The sequence below is a fragment of the Limosilactobacillus fastidiosus genome (assembly GCF_014145505.1).
Classification (GTDB): domain Bacteria; phylum Bacillota; class Bacilli; order Lactobacillales; family Lactobacillaceae; genus Limosilactobacillus; species Limosilactobacillus fastidiosus.
This window is the reverse complement of sequence record NZ_JACIUZ010000040.1, coordinates 21,489-41,290: the sequence shown is the minus strand read 5'-3', so window position 1 is coordinate 41,290 and position 19,802 is coordinate 21,489. Positions and strand designations below refer to the sequence as shown.

At 38.9% G+C, this 19,802-nt stretch carries 15 protein-coding genes; 5 read left to right on the top strand and 10 right to left on the bottom strand.

Features of this window, described 5'->3' with window-relative positions:
• Nucleotides 1–95: 95 nt before the first annotated feature.
• Nucleotides 96–737, top strand: coding sequence for an endonuclease III domain-containing protein (locus tag H5R64_RS06065; protein ID WP_182581182.1), 642 nt, complete (start codon nucleotides 96–98; stop codon nucleotides 735–737).
• Nucleotides 738–805: 68 nt separating this feature from the next.
• The gene (locus H5R64_RS06060; protein ID WP_182581181.1) at nucleotides 806–1,462 is read left to right on the top strand and encodes an HD domain-containing protein; all 657 of its coding nucleotides are present in this window, start codon (nucleotides 806–808) and stop codon (nucleotides 1,460–1,462) included.
• 152 nt (nucleotides 1,463–1,614) lie between these two features.
• On the opposite strand, the gene H5R64_RS06055 is transcribed toward H5R64_RS06060, so the two are convergent.
• Both H5R64_RS06055 and H5R64_RS06050 read right to left on the bottom strand, forming a co-directional pair.
• On the bottom strand, nucleotides 1,615–2,253 hold the full coding sequence (locus tag H5R64_RS06055) for a hypothetical protein (protein WP_182581180.1): 639 nt from the start codon (nucleotides 2,251–2,253) through the stop codon (nucleotides 1,615–1,617).
• Nucleotides 2,250–3,128 (bottom strand): DegV family protein, encoded by an 879-nt coding sequence (locus H5R64_RS06050; RefSeq protein WP_182581179.1) that lies wholly within the window; start codon nucleotides 3,126–3,128, stop codon nucleotides 2,250–2,252. Before H5R64_RS06050 ends, H5R64_RS06055 begins: the two co-directional genes overlap by 4 nt.
• Before the next feature lie 205 nt (nucleotides 3,129–3,333).
• Between H5R64_RS06050 and H5R64_RS06045 the strand changes: the two genes are divergently transcribed.
• On the top strand, nucleotides 3,334–5,022 hold the full coding sequence (locus H5R64_RS06045; RefSeq protein WP_182581178.1) for an NFACT RNA binding domain-containing protein: 1,689 nt from the start codon (nucleotides 3,334–3,336) through the stop codon (nucleotides 5,020–5,022).
• A gap of 295 nt (nucleotides 5,023–5,317) precedes the next feature.
• Here H5R64_RS06045 and H5R64_RS08665 read toward each other — a convergent pair whose 3' ends face one another.
• From H5R64_RS08665 to H5R64_RS06005, 8 genes are all read right to left on the bottom strand, one after another.
• Nucleotides 5,318–7,363, bottom strand: coding sequence for a mucin-binding protein (locus H5R64_RS08665; protein ID WP_182583043.1), 2,046 nt, complete (start codon nucleotides 7,361–7,363; stop codon nucleotides 5,318–5,320).
• 64 nt (nucleotides 7,364–7,427) lie between these two features.
• Nucleotides 7,428–7,829 (bottom strand): KxYKxGKxW signal peptide domain-containing protein, encoded by a 402-nt coding sequence (locus H5R64_RS08620; protein WP_231797925.1) that lies wholly within the window; start codon nucleotides 7,827–7,829, stop codon nucleotides 7,428–7,430.
• Nucleotides 7,830–8,376: 547 nt separating this feature from the next.
• Entirely contained in the window at nucleotides 8,377–10,569 is a 2,193-nt protein-coding gene (locus tag H5R64_RS06030) for a mucin-binding protein (protein WP_182581176.1), read from the bottom strand.
• A gap of 657 nt (nucleotides 10,570–11,226) precedes the next feature.
• A complete protein-coding gene (locus H5R64_RS06025; protein ID WP_182581175.1) occupies nucleotides 11,227–13,716 on the bottom strand; it encodes an ATP-binding protein in 2,490 nt (829 codons plus the stop codon).
• Nucleotides 13,716–14,798 carry a carbamoyl phosphate synthase small subunit gene (locus tag H5R64_RS06020; RefSeq protein ID WP_182581174.1) on the bottom strand — a complete coding sequence of 361 codons (1,083 nt, stop codon included), beginning with the start codon at nucleotides 14,796–14,798 and terminating at the stop codon, nucleotides 13,716–13,718. Before H5R64_RS06020 ends, H5R64_RS06025 begins: the two co-directional genes overlap by 1 nt.
• A 126-nt stretch (nucleotides 14,799–14,924) precedes the next feature.
• Nucleotides 14,925–15,806 (bottom strand): RluA family pseudouridine synthase, encoded by an 882-nt coding sequence (locus H5R64_RS06015; RefSeq protein ID WP_220476760.1) that lies wholly within the window; start codon nucleotides 15,804–15,806, stop codon nucleotides 14,925–14,927.
• A 32-nt stretch (nucleotides 15,807–15,838) separates the two neighbouring features.
• Nucleotides 15,839–16,291 (bottom strand): signal peptidase II, encoded by a 453-nt coding sequence (gene lspA / locus H5R64_RS06010; protein ID WP_182581172.1) that lies wholly within the window; start codon nucleotides 16,289–16,291, stop codon nucleotides 15,839–15,841.
• Between the two features lie 2 nt (nucleotides 16,292–16,293).
• Nucleotides 16,294–16,686, bottom strand: a complete 393-nt coding sequence (locus H5R64_RS06005; RefSeq protein WP_182581171.1) for an EbsA family protein — start codon at nucleotides 16,684–16,686, stop codon at nucleotides 16,294–16,296.
• Nucleotides 16,687–16,722: 36 nt separating this feature from the next.
• Between H5R64_RS06005 and H5R64_RS06000 the strand changes: the two genes are divergently transcribed.
• Together H5R64_RS06000 and H5R64_RS05995 are read left to right on the top strand one after the other, a co-directional pair.
• On the top strand, nucleotides 16,723–17,112 hold the full coding sequence (locus H5R64_RS06000) for a ribonuclease HI family protein (RefSeq protein WP_182581170.1): 390 nt from the start codon (nucleotides 16,723–16,725) through the stop codon (nucleotides 17,110–17,112).
• 101 nt (nucleotides 17,113–17,213) lie between these two features.
• Complete coding sequence (locus H5R64_RS05995) at nucleotides 17,214–19,748, top strand: M1 family metallopeptidase (RefSeq protein ID WP_182581169.1); 2,535 nt, start codon at nucleotides 17,214–17,216, stop codon at nucleotides 19,746–19,748.
• Nucleotides 19,749–19,802 lie beyond the last annotated feature (54 nt).

Below are 19,802 nucleotides of genomic sequence, written 5' to 3'. Positions count from 1 at the left end.
ATGATAAGTGCAAGCTTAGAGTTTATCATAATCTTATCTTACCGCATAATCCAGTTTCGTGTTAGATTAAATATTGTTAGATAAGGAGGGAGCCGATGAAACTTACAATTCGAGAGTTATACGATAAAATGTTACAAAATATGGGGAGTTCTGGTTGGTGGCCTGCCGAATCAAAAGCAAAAATTATTGTTGGCGCTATCATGATTCAAAATACTAATTGGAAAAATGCTGACAAAGCAGTTGCCAACTTTCGCCAACAAACTAATTTTAATCCCGATCAAATCCTTCAGCTATCTACTGAAGAACTTCAAGCAATTGTTCAACCAGCTGGCTTTTATAAGAATAAGAGTCGGGCAATCAAAGCTATTTTTAGTTGGTTATCTAAATATAATTATGACTATTCACGAATTTACCAAACTTTTGGAGTAAGTTTGCGTAACGAATTACTTAGACTTCATGGAGTTGGTGATGAAACAGCTGACGTTCTTCTTACTTATATTTTTGATGTACCAACATTCATCAGTGATAAATATGCACGGGTACTCTTTACCCAGCTAGGAGTATCCGGACTTACCAACTACCAAAGTCTCGCCAAACAAGTGAAATTGTCGAAGAATTTTACTAGTGAAGAAGCTCAGGACTTCCATGGCCTTATTGATGAATTTGGTAAGATTTATTTTCACCCGCTCACAAAATTTCAAGAGAGTTTTCTTGCGGATGATCAACTAATTTTATAATTACGTCTTTTTTTGAAGCATTAATACCTCAGAAGCAAACCCAAAAATTCGAAAGGAGCTCCTATTCGATGAATCAAGAACAACAGTTAATGGCTATTAAGCAGTTTACAATTGAAAAACTTGCCGGGGATCGGACGGGTCACGGGATGAATCACATCAACCGGGTAGTCAAAAACGCTGCTCGAATTGCGAACGGTGAAGGCCATGATCCGTTTTTACCCGAAGTAGCTGCATACCTTCATGACACGGTTGATGAAAAAATTGTTAATAGCGTGGAAGAAGCCCAAGCTGAAGTCCAGTCTTTTCTCCGTCAAATTGGGATGACTGATGATCAAATTCGCATTGTAATGGAAACAATCAAGAATATTTCCTTTGCTCATACCCTAGAAAAGCAACAGATATCCCTTAGTTCAACTGCCCAGATCGTCCGGGACGCCGACTGGTTAGACGCAATCGGTGCAATTGGAATCACTCGGGCGATCTATTATGGAGGCGCCCATGGTGAAGTTATTTACGATCCTAAAATTAAGCCTCGGAAGAAAATGAATAAACAAGAATACCGAAATCTTGATGATGAAACGATCATCACTCACTTTGACGAAAAGCTTCTTGGCTTGAAAGATAAACTCTTTACCCCAACCGCCAAGAAGATTGCAGAACACCGCCAACAAGTAATGCTTGATTTTCTTAATGAGTTCCATCGGGAATGGGATGCAAAATCCTAGGCATTGTATCATTAACGCACTAGTGATCCGAGATTTAACCTCCTCGAGAGTCTAATTGAGTTCCCCAAATGACTATAAATTCATCAATTATTAGCAACAATTAAGGCCGGAAAAAACAAAATGTTTTTCCGACCTCTTTAGTTTACATAATTTTATTTTTGATCATCATGATCTTTTTGCTGATGCTTATTCATATTGATAATCACTGAATCGCTTGAAGAACTATGACGATCATCCTGGTTACCTACTTTTGATAACCATTTTTTATTAATATATAGCATCAAAATACTAATTGGTGGAACCAATAAGGCATAACAAAGTCCCGTTAATAACGACGTTGGTAATGCCAAGCGAGCAATTTCAAACATTCCATTACTGCTTCCTGTCAATCGCCAACCTACAATTAAATAAGCGATTTCCAGTAAGACGAGAATAATTAACCCACTGCCGACACCAATCGTGATCATTTGCTGGTGACGTAGTTCCTGTGATCTTGCTTGTTGCCACCTAACTAGCCACCCGCTAAAAAGGGTTGTCAAAGCGGTAACTACAACGGTGAGCCAATCACTTTGACTAAAAACGAGTAAGATCAACTGCGAAACGATTACCAGTAGTGCTGAATTCAGCATCCCAAATACTGGAATGACAGTGACCGCTAATAAAGCAGTAAGCGGTGCAATAATCGTTCCGCTTGGCAACACACCATGTAAGTCAAGTGGTGATAACAAGCAAATCACCAATAAGACCACAAACCATGTAACAATATGAAATAAACGAATCTTTTTCATCATACTAACGGCTTCTTTTCTGTATCTTGTAACCAGGCAAGTGCCAATGCTCCTTCTCCTAAGTGAACACCAATCACAGGACCAAAGTATGATAATTCAAACTTAATATCAGGATGTTCCTCTTGGAGTTTTTCCATCCATTTCTTCCCTGCTTCTTCATCGTTAGCGTGAACAACAATCGCCCGTACCGGATAATCCAACTTTTCAATCGACTCATTAAAGAGTTGTTCACAACGTGCCTTGGCCTTCTTCATTGACCGAACCTTCTCAAAGGCTTCAATATCATGATTAGGGTTGTCAAATGAAAGGAGTGGCTTAATCCTTAAAATTGAACCAACAAAGGCTGAAGCATTCGAAAGTCGCCCACCACGCACAAGGTTTTGTAAATCATCAACGACAAAAACATCGTGAAATGTGTTTCGCAATTCCGTTAATTTTTTGACAATTTCATCAATATCCATGCCTTGCTTTGCTAACTTAGCAGCTTCTATTGCAAGGTATCCCATTAACTTAACTGTAATTTCTGAATCAAATGGCACGATCTTGATTGTATCCTTCATTTGTTCAGAAAGTTGAGTAATATTGTTGAGAAATCCTGAAATTGTCTTTGCTAGATGAATACTAATTACCACATCATAGCCTTCATCTGCAAGCTTTTGATAAAGTTCCATCATTTCACCAATTGAAGGTTGAGATGTGCTGGGGAAGGTACTGGCAGTCTTTAACTGCTTATAGAACTCCTCAGTAGTGATATCAACACCCTCGCGGTAAGTTTTACCGTTAAGGGTAAACGGAATTGGTACCACATGAATATTATTAGCTGCGATCTCTTCTTGAGTAAGATAGCAGGTACTGTCAGTCACAACAGCTATTTTCATTAATACTACCTCCATTAGGATGTTGCTATTCGATAATTAAAAATAATTGCATAGTAAAGGTATTTTAACAACATCGTAATAGATATAGAATACCACATCAATGTACAGAAACCAACAATCCTGATTATTTGAATTGTCTATTTTACGAAACAAACGGTATAATAGTAACCGCTATGCAAAACTTAAAATGAGGAGGAAATAGATAATGGCATTTGATGGTTTCTTTACCCACGCAATCGTCCATGAACTTAATGCAACTCTTGCAACTGGACGGGTTGCAAAAGTTAATCAACCCTACCCCGCAGAACTAATTATGACCATTCGGGCACACCGTCATAATTATTCCCTGCTTCTTTCTACTAACCCAACATATCCGAGAATGCAAATTACCAAGATTGACTACCAAAACCCTGCCGTTCCCAGTAATTTTGCAATGACAATGCGTAAATACTTAGAGGGAGCAATTCTCGAATCAATTGAGCAAGTTGATAATGACCGGATTATTAAAATGAACTTTAATACCCGCGATGAACTTGGTGATCGGCAGCGGCTTGTTCTGATCACGGAAATAATGGCTCGTCACAGTAATATTTCACTCGTTAATGAAAAAACGGGTAAGATTATCGATACGATAAAACATGTTGGTTCTGACCAAAATCGGGTGCGCCTCCTCCTTCCGGGTGCTACTTTTATCATGCCTCCAAAGCAGGATAAGGTTAATCCATACCTCCCTAACCAAATTTATACAGACTTAATGCGGGAGAATTTAAGTGAAGATGATTTAGCTAAGCGGTTACAACACAGTTATCAAGGTTTAGGGAAACAGTCTGCCCAAGAACTGGCACGAGAATTACAAGCTAGCTCAGACTTGCCTACTACTTATCATACCTTCCTTAAGTATTTTGAGAATCCGGATCCCGTAATTTATGAAGATAATAACGGGAAGCAACAATTTGCGGCTTTCGCACCAAGCAATATTAAGGAAGAGCAAATTACCCATTATCACACCCTTTCTGTAATGCTAGATGCCTTTTATGCTCAAAAAGCTGAACGGGATCGCTCACGAGAATTAGCAGGACAAGTTCTCCGTGTTCTTCATACTGAACTAAAAAAGGATCGGCGCAAGGTTAAGAAGTTAAATCAACAACTAGCAGATGCGGCTAAGGCTGATTATTACCGTATTCGTGGTGAAATTTTAACCACTTATTTAGGAAAACTATCCCATGGGATGACGGAAATTACCTTGCCAAACTTCTATGATGATAATAAGCCATTAAAGATTAATCTTGATCCGGAACTATCCCCTTCAAGAAATGCCCAGAAATACTTTACAAAGTACGACAAGTTAAAGACTTCAGTTAGTTATGTCAAAGAGCAATTAAAGCTAACTAATGATGAAATTAACTATCTTACCAACATCGAAAGTCAAATCGATCTCGCCTCACCAGCGGATATCCAAGAGATTCGCCTAGAGCTTCAGCAGCAAGGCTACCTAAAACTCAAACGACAAAAAAGTAAGAAGCAGCGGAAAGTTCGGGTAAGTAAACCCGAAGAATTTCATACTAGCAACGGAACCACGGTCCTTGTCGGGAAAAACAATCTGCAAAACGACCGCTTGAGTTTCAAGATCGCGAACAAAAATGATATCTGGCTGCACGTTAAGGATATACCTGGTTCTCACGTTATTATTCGTGATAGCAATCCAGATGATCAAACCCTCCTTGAAGCAGCCCAGTTAGCTGCCTATTTCTCGAAGGGACGAGATTCGGATAATGTTCCCGTAGACTACCTTCCCGCAAAGCGACTGCATAAACCAAATGGTGTTAAACCTGGTTTTGTTACGTTTACGGGGCAAAAGACCCTGTATGTGACACCGCATAAGCTCGGGGATTAGAGGCACTTTTTCTTAATAAAAATTATATTAGTGCCCATTTAGTGCAACTAAATTTTGTAAAGGGCTCTACAATCTTAAGCACTGATGAATTTAAATCAGTGCTTTTTTAGTTTAAAAAATAAAAGCTGGCGCCCAGCTTCGTTTAAGAAAAGCCCAGTTTTCAAAGTGTGAGTCGACCGCCTATTATTAGTTAGCAAAATAAACAAGCAGCTCATACCTTTTAAACGGTATGAACTGCTTGACTGAAAGCTATTCAATTTTTTCTGTCAGTACTTTTTGAAGAAAAATAATTAGGTTAATCTTCCTTCTTCTTCCCTAAACCAAACGTCATCGCTACTGAAGCTAATGCTAAACCAATGATGCCAGTATGCGCTTGCTTATTCCCAGTTTGGGGAAGTACGGCTGATTTAGTTGATGTATTGGCCGTAACTCCAATATTGTCATTATGGATAAGTGGCGTTACCTCGTCAGTTTGTTGACGAGCAGTATCTAAATTATCTCCTGAAACTATTGAAGATTTAGTAGGCTGTTCAGGATCAACATAGGTTCCTTCAATGGGTTTAATTAACACTACATTATGCACTTTACCGTCATTCTTACTTGGTATGTCACTAGAAACTAAGACATATCCTTGCTTTTCAAAATTAGGTACTTTACTTACGTAATCTACTTTGCTGTTCAAAGTGCCGTAAACTTCATCGTGAAATAGTGTTGTACCTGTTTCATAATCAATGTAATTGATTGTTGTTACTGCTGCTTGAGGATTAACTGGTGTAACCAATGGTGTTCCAGTAGCTTTACCATTTACCACGATAGTAGCGGTCTTTGAAACTTCTTCATCCTTATTAATTTGATAATGGTAAACAACTTTATAAGTACCTACTGGTAGAGTTGGTACATTTTGCCCTACAGGAACATCCTTGTCAATTTGCTTGCCGCTTGCGTCATATAGGTCATAAGTATAGTCACCAGTAGCCTTAAGATTTTTTCGACCTACTGGGATAACACCATAGTAAGCAGATGAGTACAAGTTGTATAAGTTTACGTTTGCAGAATTAAGGCTATCATTAGAATTCCAGCTATCTCCAGCCATTAAAGTTAAATCTTTAGTATCAAAAATTTGTTGGAGTTGTACGTAAAGTTGGTCATAATCATTCTTATTACCACTAAGAGCGTCGTAATAATATGTTGGCCAAGTGGCTTCTTGATTGTTAATATTACTGATATTAACGGAAAAACCATGATCTTTAAAAGTATCAAATATTTTATCTAATTTAATAGTATAGTAACCATCAGTAAATAAAGTATTACTTGGATCATTATGACCAACATTTAAATATGAGAAGTAATCCTTACCTAATTGCGGAATTTTAATATCATTGATTCGTACGTAATTATACTTACCATCTTTATCAATGAATAGGTACGATGGAATAATCGAAACTTTACCATTAATTTCGTCTTCAATGGCCTTCATTGCCCCATAAGCAGGTAATTCAGAATAATAACTAATTACTTTACCGTTAAGATTGTTATTATCAGATTGAGCAGATAAAGTAATAGCATTCTGACGATTATTAGCTGGTCCAATATCATTTAAGTTTTGCAAGTCAGTTTCAATTTGATCAAGATTACTTAATTTAACAGGAATAGTCACTTTTCCAGTTTGTCCAGATTGAAGTGAGGCATTAACCTTGACTTTAGTTACATGATTCCAATCAGAATCGGTCATTTGACTGGAAGTCTTGAATGTCCCATCAACGTAATAAGTAATATTATTATCGTTGGCATTATCCCAATCTAACTGAATAGCTTTATCATGGTCTAAAACGGTTTGAACTTTGTGATTATCAGTACTATCAACACTAGATAAGTTAAAGACTAAACTTTCATCATGAGGAATAAAACCATTATTAGTAATTTGACCAGAAACGGTTAATTCACCATTATTATCTGCTAAATTAGAAATATTACTATCAGTTAAACCATCAACAGTTAAATCAGTATTAGTGTATTCATTAGCGTCACGGAAGTCTTCAGGGCTTACCTGCATTGAAATGTGTTGACCGAATTGTCTTTCAAAACCACCAACAACTGTTTTTTCAGTGTTAGTTACTTTAAGTGGGATAATAATATTAACAGTTTCATTAGCTTTAAGAGTTCCACTAACTGAGAAGCCACCAATTAATTCGGGATTCTTAGCAATGGCGTCTTTAGTTTCTTGACTATTGTTAAAACCGCTTGAACCATTGCTCCAAGAACTAATAAAAACATTACTATTAGTATAGTTACCACCAAAAGCAACTTCGCCAGAATCTACTTTTACCCTAGATGGATCCACAACTATTTGAACCCCTGTACCACTATAAGCTGGTAAACTATAGACATTATTGGGGTAGTTTGTATTAATTTTTTTGTTCTTGGTCAGTATTGTTAGTTAAACTAAGTACCATGTTTAAATCTTCGGCAACAGGTTCATTGACTTGGACGAGACCAGCGCTTGAAGATGAAGTTTGACCAGTATACTTGTTAGTAGCAGTGATACTGATTGTGCTATGAATTTGACCGATTTGTTCACCGTTACTTTCAGCGCCAGACCCTTTAAGTGCGGGAGCATTTTTCACTGCTTCATTTGAGGGAGTGTTTGGAACTTGAGTTATAGCTTTCTGTTGAGCAACATTCTGTTGGTCTGAATTAGATGTTTTGTTATCAGCTAGTGCAGTGGTAGTAGTCATACCAGCCAATGCTATAACCGTAGCAGTCATCCACAATTTGCCAGATTTATAGAGTTTCTTATGTTCTTTCATTTTTATACTTTTCACACCTTAATTTAAAGATATTTTTTAGAAAATAGTTTTATTGATGATTAATCAAATAATCATCAAAATATACCAAGAGTATTATAGCACTGATTCACATAAATATGTTTAATTTTATAAACACAGTCCCTTATTTTATCTCAAACACGATAGAACTGAACAATGAAATAAGAGTTTTATAATGAGGTTTGTTTAGCTAATCGTAACCGGGCTTACACCTCTTTAATTACTGAGAAAAATGTAAAAAGGTTTCAAAGTTAGTCCACCCCCTGATTGATAGTTGATTACTGTCACACTTAATGAATTACTTACTAAGTTGTCTGTTTGTACCACGCCTACCATTCGTCCGCTCAGGGTTAGTATTACCAGAGCAACTTAAATATTTAATAAAGCACGACTTAGTATCTAACATTGACAATCCAAAGCTAAGCCTTATCTGAAATCTTTTTGAAGATAACTAATCCAATTTTGATGAATACCCTACAAAAAGGCCCTCAGCATTTGAATTAACGAATACTGAGGGTCTTTACTAATATCAATGTTGCTTCTTTTGACTTCCTGCTAAGCCAAACATACTTGCAAGTCCAGCGAAAAGGAATCCGAGAGTAGCTGCCTTTTCGTTTGCAACATTACCCGTTTGTGGTAATTGATGAGCTTGCTCGTTGTTTGTATTGTTAACATGATGAGAGATTTTAGAAGTAAGTGATTGGTCGTTTCCAATGTGACCAGAAACTTGCTTATTGTCCGCTGGAACATTGATATTTTCACCCGATTTACCAGGTTGTTGAGCTGGTTGACTTGGGGTGACTTCTGGCGTTGTTGTGCCTGTTTCTTTCTTAGCCACAAGAACATTAATTGCAGCTGGATCATCTGCGTCAAAGGTTACTTTAGTTGGATATTCACCACTAATTACCCAACCTTCTGGCATATTCTCTTCAATGTTAGTATCCACAGTTTCACCAGTCTTACCAGTGACAGTGTAACTATTGCCGACCTTATTACCTTCTTTATCAACATAGTTAATTACTTGGTCATGACTATTTGCAGTATAAGTAACTACTACAGTTTCATTTCCATCATTTAGATTTACATTCTTAGCAGCAATTTTATTTACACTTGCAGTGTAACCAGCTACTGTTGGAACTACAAATTCATCCCAACTATTCTTATCTGACTTCCAAGCAATCGGTTCATCAACGTAAGTTTGTTCACCATTTTGAGTGTAAGTTACTTTTTGTTGAACTGCTGCAGGATTTTTTGGCAAACCAGTAAAACTAATCGTTCTTGTAATCGTCTTTGAATTGTTTACAAGTTTTGGATTTACCTTAAATAAAACTAAATTACCTACATTATCGTTGTATTTAAATACACCAAATGTATATCCAGCCTGCTGAGTATTAGGGTTAACGGTCCACTCACACTTAAATGATTTTTTAAAGTTTGCGATATTATCAGGAGTTGCTTCTTCACCACTATCTTCAAGATACTTTGTTATAAACGAATCTAAGTTAGTTACATAGTAAGTTGGCGCCTTTACGCTATCCCCAAGGTCCAAATTATTATCTGGATTCAGTAACAAAGTACCATCACCATAGTCAGGTAAGGTTGCTATTTCTTTTAATGGCATACCATTTGGAGTGGTACTTAAAATAATTGGAGCTTGGCCTGGAATAGTTACCTTAATACTTGGATCATTAGTTGGTTCAGGATTTGCATAATTATCTCCATCTTTAGTGTAATCATACTCTGGCGCAACATCCCATTCGATCTTTGTACCTTGTGGTAAAACACCTAAATTCCCAATGTAATTTGCTGGATTTGGAATTTTATTAACATTATCAATACTACTATTACCGTTATGGTCAAAATATGGATCATCAGCAATTACAGGCTTGGGGTCAGTCGATGTCTGATCGTCAGCAGAAATAGGATGAACAAACATGGTTGCTACTTTGTTCTTTGTACCAAAATTGGTGATGTCCCCTGGGAAGTATGAACCTTCATCCATTTCAAAACCGAGAGATTGAAGCATATGAGTAATATCTTCAGAAACAGAATCACTATTTAGAATAGGTTGTTCTTCATCGTCATTCTTTGCCTTAGTTCCTACCCATTCATAGTGCGCTACTAAAGAATTGTCAGTACTATTAATAATATCCAGACTATTTTTTACTTGATTATCTTTAACTTCTTGTTCTGCTTTTCTAACTAAAACCGGTACATTAACACTAACATTCTTTAATGGATATACTTCGTCACCTTGGTCATTAGTTGTAGGATCAGCATCATAATTTGGATAACTTAAATTTGCAATACCAGAAGTATTACCAATCTTTGAAACATCTGGTTTTTGTGTCCAAGTTAAACTAGTACCTTCACCGTCAGCATCAATTTGATCCTGTTCTAATTGATCTGGTGTAAATAATGAGTGAATATCTAAATCAGGCACTTGACCTTGAGTAGTATATACTGGTGCACTATTAAGTGTAGTTTCATTCTGCTTTGTTGAGTCGGCAGTTGACTTATCTGTGTTTGGTTCCGCTTGAGGAGTTACTTCACCATTGTTAGCAGATGGTACAGTATCTGCATTTACTGAAGCATTCAATCCCATGAAAGTAAAACCAACTAACACCGAAGCCACACCAACGGTTAATTTTTTAATAGCAAACCGTTGTTTTTTAGGTTCTTGTTTGCGTGTTAATTCATGTAAATTATTTTTAGACAACATTTAAGTTCCTCCCTAATTAAGTAACCATCACTTGTTTATCAGTTTACAAACTAGTATTATACTCTTTATTTTTAAATTTGTAACCGATAAATTAAGTTTCTCCTCAATTTCACTGTTATACCAGCGGATAATGATTGTAAAATATATAACGTTTGCTTCAACTGCATTCCTCAAAAAAACGTTATCCCATACTATGTTTATCAATTAATAAATACCAGTTAAGCGTCCATTATTTAACTCCTATCATTAATTATTCAAAGCAAAATGAAAGACCAGCTTACCAACTTCTAGCAACCGAATAGGAGGAAATTGGGATTATTTAATTGCCAACCTCTCCCACCTTCATGGACGGTCACTAATCATTTTGAATTTACTAGCAGAGCGAGAACTCGTTTTTCAACGCGAAGAGATAGCCTTTAAAACGAAAAAAAGGTGCTAGCGTCAGCTTTACCGAACACTAGCACCTTTTGATACTGTAATGTCACATTTTTAATTATACAAGGGACTTCTGGCACATCCCCTCTAAGTCGCGATTAAGATCTTAGTGAACAAGAAACTCCAACAGGTTCCTTCCCAAGGTTATCCCAACATTCGATAGCAATAGAATTAGATACCGTAAAAGGCTCTTTATCTACCCCAAAAGTCACTTATGCCTTTCTAGTCCATAAATTGAATTTCTGCACCAATCACCTTCTCTGGACCCGGAGTTTTCTCGTCCTTTATATGAAAAGATTTAAACGGGAAAGATGCGCGATAAACTACAGTTCCTCCAGGCTGCGGGATTTCCACGTTAGCAAGATTAAAGTTTTCATCACTAACAACTTGGCCCAACAATGCTGGTAAGTTAATTCCGAGTGACTTTGAGAGGAAAGCAACCTCGGGAAGACTAACTGACTGAATAGTAAGAGCTTTATATTCCATCCCCTGCTGTTCAAAGACTACCTGGTAAAAGCCAGGATTAGTCTGTTGCTCAATGACTTTCTGTGCTTTATTTTGCAATTGGATTAATTCAGTATGGGAAATCTTAGCTGGCAACCGCAAATTAACCATCGCGTAATCTAAATTAATGGCAGATTGCAAAGCGGCTGTTGAAGCAAGGAACTTAGCAGTATTACCGTCCCAAAGATAATCAAGGGCTAATAATTGATTTGACTTAGGTTTAAGGTTCCCCAGCCGATCATCCGGTAAAGTAATGACCTTACTTTGTAAATCATACTTCTTCAGTGTTTCTAACAGGTTTGTATAACTAGCAGGGATGAAGATTAGCTGTGGTTGGTCAATCTCCACGACTGAAAGAACGTTCTCTGCTGAAGCAGGCTCGATATACCGTTTATCAGCAATTAAAGTATTAAGGGTGACTGAACTCGGGTTACAATTCATGATAATCGTGTGATAATTTTGCCGGTGAAGTTGCATCATCATGGACGCGACAAAAAAATCTCCCGCATTACTCAAACCAAGCCGTAAACCACCAGTCCCTATAAATAAAGCACTTGGCTGGGGTAAAGTTAAGGCTTCATTTTCATCCTCATATGCTGAATAGAAAGTTTGCGTATGTTGATCAAACTCGCCGGCAGATGGCTCAACTTCCTTATACTTTACGGTAAGATTATGATCCTGCATCATCTGATAAACCTGCTTAGGCGTAGTTTTCCAAAGTTTGGCAATTAATTGGTTACTAAGACCGTTATGCTTAGCCTTAACCAGTACTGGTTCTTTTCCCGGGTGTTCTACTAATTCACCAATTAATTCTTTCATCTTCGAGAGTTGATCAAAATAAAAAGGATCAATCTTGGTCATTTCGACTAATTCATAAGCAGTATATCCCCGACGCATCGCTTCCAAAAGAGAAAAAAGCCGACCAACATGAGGATGAACTAACCGATCGATTAACTCATCTTCTGAAAGCTTTTCCTGTGTTTTAAGATGGAAATCTGTTGGTTCATGATAACGGGATTCAATCGCCTTAAAGAGGGCTTCTGCTGGGCTTCTCCCAATCCCAAAGACTGTCCCTACGGATTTCTTTTCTGTTCCTAATAATTGCTTTTGTGATTGTTCAGGATTAAATCCCCAAACTGGTACCCGAGCAGCGATATGATCCATTACGGGCTCAACTAGCGCGGCATGTTTAGTGAAGCCAGGACCAAGGTCAATATTTCGCAGGGTATTACCTAAATAAAGCTGCGCACTAACCATTGCTATCGGGTAGCCTGTCGACTGGGCCACAAAGGAAACCATTCGGTCAAAATACGGGCTACTTTTGATGACATAGAACTGATCACTAACGGGATCCAAGGCAAATTGAATGTGGTTAACTCCAACAATCCGAAGCTTCCGGGTAATGGCAAACGCTACATCACGCATATCTTGAATTTGTCGATCGAGAAGCGTCTGAGCAGGATTAAAGGCAATTGAATCGCCCGCATGGATTCCAATCGGGTCCATGTCTTCGATCATTCCCAGCATCATCATTGTTCCCGACTTATCTCGCTGAACTACCACTTCAATTTCTTTATAGCCAGCCAAACTTTGTTGAACATAAACTTGCCCAGCTCGTGACTGACTTAAGCACTTACTAACAGCAGCTGCAAGTTCGTTCTGGTCGTGGACAATCTGTCGAGTACTGGTGATCTTAGGGAGGACAGAACGGATAATTACGGGATATCCAAGCTTATTAGCTTCTTCCAGAGCATCCGGGTAATTATTCACGGTCGCGATCTTTTTCATTGGGGCATCCATTTGGCGCAACGTTCGTTCAAGCAAGATCGGATTGTTGATTTGACGAACAGTTGCTTCTGGAATCCCCAGAAGTCGAATTTCCTTTTCCCGGAGGATCCCCTTCTCCATCAATTCCTGAGTAAGGAGAAAAGCCTGACGGTTACCCAATGTCGGCAAGATTGCTTGGGGATGATACTTATCAATTAAGGTGATTAAGTGTTCAACCGTCAACGGACCAATTGAAGAATAATCAATTACGGAAGAATCATTTAAACTATAAGAAAAGGGATTGTTATCGGCTAAAATGGTAGTAACTCCTGCACGATGAAGGTAAGTCGCAACCTGATAAGTTGCTGAATCAACTTCATCCCCATGTTGGATGTTATTCGGACCAGCACCAATAATTAAAATTGACTGTTGTTTTTTCACTACCGCCGTTCCTCCTTCCGCTTCATCGTATCGATAAATTCATCAAATAAACCGTCAGTCTCATCTGGACCAGGGGCGCCGTCTGGGAAAAACTGAACGGAAAATGCTGGATGCTGACGATGACGTAAGCCCTGAACACTGCTATCAATCATATCAGTATAGGTAACGAATAACTTTGAACGATCAACCGTGCTCCAATCAACCGTATACCCCTCTGACTGATTAGCATACACAATATGATTGGTAATGATTTCTTTAATGGGGTGGTTCATCCCATGATGCTCTACGCCCAAAGGAATCACCTGTGCCCCGTTGGCTAAGGCAAACAGCTCATGACCTAGACCGATTCCAAACAATGGAACCTGTTCTTGGACTTTGCGGATCATTTCAAGGACTGATGACTTTACATAATGGGGATCTCCCGGTCCACTAGAAAGAACTACCCCATCAGGATCAAGGCGTAAAATTTCATCAGCTGATGCGTTATACGGTAATACAGTTACGTTACATTTTCGCCGACTTAGTTCCCGTAAAATCCCGTTTTTCAACCCAAAGTCAACCACCACAACACTCATCCCCACACCAGGATTGGGGTATGGTTTAGGAGTAGAAACCTGCGCTACCTGCTGGTTGGTTAAAACAGTCGCGTGAAGTTGATCAAACGCGTGATCATCCGGCACCGGAACAATACTCCCCTTAAGCGGTTTACCAGCATCACGAAGTTTGTGGGTAATCGCTCTGGTATCAATATTTGTGATTCCCGGAATATTCATTTGTTTCAAGTATTGATCAAGAGTTAATCGTCGAATATTATCTGTCGCAACGTTCGAGAGTGAACGAACAATTACTCCTTTAATTGTAGGGACAATTGATTCATAAATATTTCGTTGGATCCCGTATCCCCCAATAATTGGCTGAGTAAAAGTTACAATTTGATTATCATAAACCTGATTAGTAATAATCTCCTGATAACCCGTCATGCTTGTATTAAAAACCACTTCACCAAAGGTCACTGCTGGTGAACCAAAGCCATCTCCAGCAAAGGTGGTCCCATCTTCAAAAATTAGGTAGCGTGCTGCCACAGCGTTCACTCCTTTTCACCGCATCTATTTCCCTAACTATTATATAAATGATCAGAAGCGTTTCAAAGCAATATTAATTAAAAAAGCATAGTAATTTAAAGTAAATTACTATGCTTTTACCTTGTACTATGATGGTCGATCGTTTTTTTCTAGGTGATCAATCATTTTTTGAAAATAGTCTGGGAGATCTGACGTAAAACTCATTTGTTCTCCAGTCCGGGGATGCTTGAAGCCCAGCAGACGTGCATGAAGGTACTGACCATTACCTGGAAGGGTCTTTCGCGGACCATATAATGGATCTCCTGCCAAAGGGTGACCAATGTATTTCATGTGAACCCGTATCTGGTGGGTTCGACCAGTTTCTAATTGGCAACTAACAAGCGTGTAGTGAGTAAACCGTTCCAAAACCTTAAAATTGGTCACAGCATGGCGTCCACCTTCAACGACTGCCTGTTTTTTACGATCTTTTTTTGAACGCCCTAAAGGAGCATCAATCGTTCCCCGATCTTCCTTAATCACCCCATGAACAAGGGCGATATATTCCCGCTGGTTTGTTTTTGCCTTCAATTGCGCCGCCAGTGAGCGGTGAGCGCGATCGTTTTTGGCAACCATCAAAAGTCCCGATGTATCCTTATCAATCCGATGAACAATTCCGGGCCGAAACTCACCATTAATTGTTGATAATGGTGAATGATAGAGTAAAGCATTAACTAAGGTATGGTTGGGATGACCAGGGGCGGGGTGAACGACCATCCCCTGAGGCTTATTCACAACAATCACATCCTCATCCTCATAAACAATATCTAAAGGGATGTTCTCAGGCTCCAGATCAATCTTTTGTGGATTTTCAGGCTGAACCACCACTTCATCGCCAACAACTAATTTATACTTCGGTTTAACTGAAGCACCGTTAACCGTGACGTTTCCGTCTTCAATCCACTTGTGTAATTGCGAGCGAGAAACGTCAGTTAGATGATGAGCTAACTCCTTATCGATCCGCCCAGTCATCGATGAATCAATCGTTAAATTTAATCTGTCTGTCACTTTTCCTCATCCTCACGAAGTACAATAATGATTAGTAAAATTACACCAACAGTTAAGCACATATCCGCCACGTTAAATACCGGGAAATTAACCGGTAAGAACTCAAACATATCAACCACATATCCTTGAAGCAGGCGATCTATGAAATTACCAATTGCTCCAGCAAGGATCAAGCTCAAGCATAGTAAAATCTCGTGACGATTGCGGAAACGCCAGAAACAATAACCAACTCCCCCAATAACGACAATGGTTACAATATCAAAGAAAAGCTGCTGTCCCTGAAACATACTCCAAGCAGCACCATAATTATGAAGGTTCGTTAAGTTCATTAATCCGGGAATAAAATGCTGACTATGATTTAACGCAATATTAGTGGTAACCCAAATTTTCAACCACTGATCCAGACAAATCAGCACTAGCACCAATAAAAGGTAGCCAAACACGAACATGCCTATCCCTCCTTCAAGTGATCCAATGCTAATTTAAGTCGCCGAATTGCCTTTGTAGAAAAGGCAAAATTAAAGACTTCTCCATTGACGGTAAATGAAACAGTATGCTTCGTAAATCGTGGCTGACGAATATCAACTAGGGGAATCATCAGGTAATCTTTCTGCAAAATCCGACTAAAGATCATTTTGCTAGGAGTAATTACAACGGTTCGCCGAAAAATCCCTAAAAGCGTTACAATAATAAATAACAAAAAGAGCAACGCTGTTAACCATTGAAAATGGGTAATCTCCAACCAGATAACTAGTCCCGCAATAAAAATTAAAAAAGTCCAACACCAGCTAATAATAGTAGTAGTTAGATTGGGTTGATAAAAATAACGAGTTTCTTCTTCCATAAAAACATTCCTTTCAAAATGAGGTGAATCATTCAAATGATTAAAATCTATACTGATGCTGCCACTAAGGGAAATCCTGGGCCAACCGGACTCGGGATATTAATTATTGATCAGCACCACCAGCAACAATTATCACAAGCACTTGACTCTGCCACCAATCACGAGGGTGAGTTTGCGGCTGCAATCGCTGGTTTTCAATACTTAGTTAAACATTATAATCATAACGAAACAGTTTTATTCTATACCGATAGTCGACTGTTAAGCGACGCGATTGGTAAAAATTATACGAAACATTACCAATCACAATTAATGGCCCTTAATCAATTACTCAGTCAGTTTTCAACTGTTGTTACACAGTGGGTCAGTGAACGAGATAATCATGGTGCGCACAACCTAGCTAATCAAGCTCTGCAAAGGCTTGAGTGAATCGCCCACTATTATAGCAATTTTTCAATTCAGCTAAAAGCTAAGTTAAGGTATAATATCAAAGTATATACTAAAGAAATTAGTAAAGGATTGGTGAATTTATGTCAACAATAAAGCGTCTTTACGAAAAATTTCAGCCTTCTCATTATGAGATTTTCCTTGATATCAATCGGGAAAAGAAGACCATTACTGGGAAGACAACCATTACTGGAAACGCCAGTGAACGGCAAATTAGTGTTAATCAAAAGTTTTTGACTGTTTCATCTGTTAAAGTTGCGGGAAAGGATGTTCCATTCACAGTTGATAATGAAGCAGAAACGATTAACATCACAGTACCAGAAACCGGTGAAAATACATTAACCATTGACTACTCCGCCCCACTTACTGATACCATGATGGGAATTTACCCATCATATTACAAGGTAAACGGCGAAAAGAAACAAATTATCGGTACCCAATTCGAAACAACTTTTGCTCGCCAAGCCTTTCCGTCCGTTGATGAACCTGAAGCAAAAGCTACATTTAGTCTGGCAATTAAATTCGATGAACACCCTGGTGAAACCATCATTGCCAACATGCCTGAAGATCATGTTTCAGATGGTGTTCATTACTTCCAACCAACCGTCCGGATGTCGACCTACCTGGTTGCCTTTGCTTTTGGAGAACTCCAATCTAAGAAGACCACAACCGAAAGCGGTGTTGAAGTCGGTGTCTTTGCAACAAAGGCTCATCAGCCCAAGGAACTCGATTTTGCCTTAGGAATTGCTAAAAAGGCAATTGAATTTTACGAAAAGTTCTACCAAACTCCATACCCACTTCCTCATTCATGGCAATTAGCACTTCCTGACTTTTCTGCCGGTGCAATGGAGAATTGGGGCTTAGTAACTTACCGTGAAGCATACCTCCTGCTTGATCCCGATAACACTTCACTGGACATGAAGCGTCTGGTTGCTACCGTAATCACCCACGAATTAGCTCACCAATGGTTTGGTGATCTGGTCACAATGAAATGGTGGGACGATCTATGGTTAAACGAGAGTTTTGCTAACATGATGGAATACGTGGCGGTCGATGCCATCCACCCAGAATGGAAGATTTGGGAACTCTTTCAAACTTCTGAAGCTCCAATGGCCCTTCAGCGTGATGCTACTGACGGTGTTCAATCTGTGCACGTCCAAGTCAATAACCCCGCTGAAATCGATGCCCTCTTTGATGGAGCTATCGTCTATGCTAAAGGGGCCCGGATGTTAGTAATGGTTCGGGCACTTATCGGGGACGATGCATTACGGAAGGGACTTAAAAACTACTTCGAAGCCCATAAATACCATAACGCTACTGGGGCCGATCTTTGGGATGCTCTGGGAAAAGAGTCACACCTTGACATTGGAACCATTATGAAGTCGTGGCTGGAACAGCCTGGCTATCCAGTTGTTGAAGCTAAAATTGTTGATGGTCAACTACAACTAAGCCAAAAACAATTCTTTATTGGTGATGGTCAAGATGCAGGCCGCTTATGGCAAATTCCACTAAACGCTAACTATGAAGTTGCCCCACAAATCATGAAGGAGCAAACAATAAACCTTGGTGATTACCAAAAATTACGGCAAGAAAATGATAAGCCATTCAGACTTAATGTTGGAAACAATTCTCACTTCATCGTTAAGTATGATCAAACCTTGATGGATGATCTTCTCGACCACCTTGATGAACTCAACGCCATCGACCAGCGCCAATTACTCCAAGATTTTCGTCTCTTAGCTGACGGTCAACAACTATCCTATGCGGAGATTATCCCGCTCTTACCGCAGTTTGCTGATAGTCATTCTGAAATTGTTAATACTGCCCTTTATGCAATCGTGAATAAGCTAAAACAATTTGTTACTCCAGATAGCGATGAAGAAAAAGCTCTCAAACAATTTGTTGATCAACTAAGTACAAAGCAGGTTCAACGTCTTGGTTGGCAACCCCAACCTGCCGAGTCAAATGATGACCAATTGACCCGACCAATCGTCTTAAACGCTGCCCTTTACGCCGAAAATAAGGATGCTATCGAAACTGCTCACGAAATCTTTACTAAGAACGATGCTCAGTTAGAAAAGCTGCCCGCCGACATTCGGCCACTGATACTTCGAAATGAGGTTAAGCACTACGGAAGTAAAGACCTCTTCACAAAATTATTAGAAGATTATCGTGAAACAACTGATGCCAGCTATAAGGGAGATCTCAACGGAGCAATTACCAGCACAACAGATCATTCACTAATTACTGAGTTAATCGCTGAATTTGAAAATGCCGATACTATTAAGCCACAGGATCTTCGTGGCTGGTACCGGAACGTCCTCGCTAATAATGATGGTCAACAAGCTGCCTGGGATTGGATTCGTAACGACTGGGATTGGCTTGAAAAGACCGTTGGTGGTGATATGGAATTTGCAACCTACATCACCGTTACTGCTAATATCTTCCATACGCCTGCTCGGTTAGCAGAATTCAAGCATTTCTTTGAACCAAAGATTAATACCCCTGGATTGACTCGGGAAATCACCATGGATATTAAGGTAATTGAAGGAAAAGTCAACTTGATTCAAGCCGAAAAAGAGGCAGTTGTTAAGGCTCTTAATCAGGTAACTGCTTAAAATTTTAATTCTATAAAAATAAATGCTCTTTAGGCTAGCATTGCACTAGTCTAA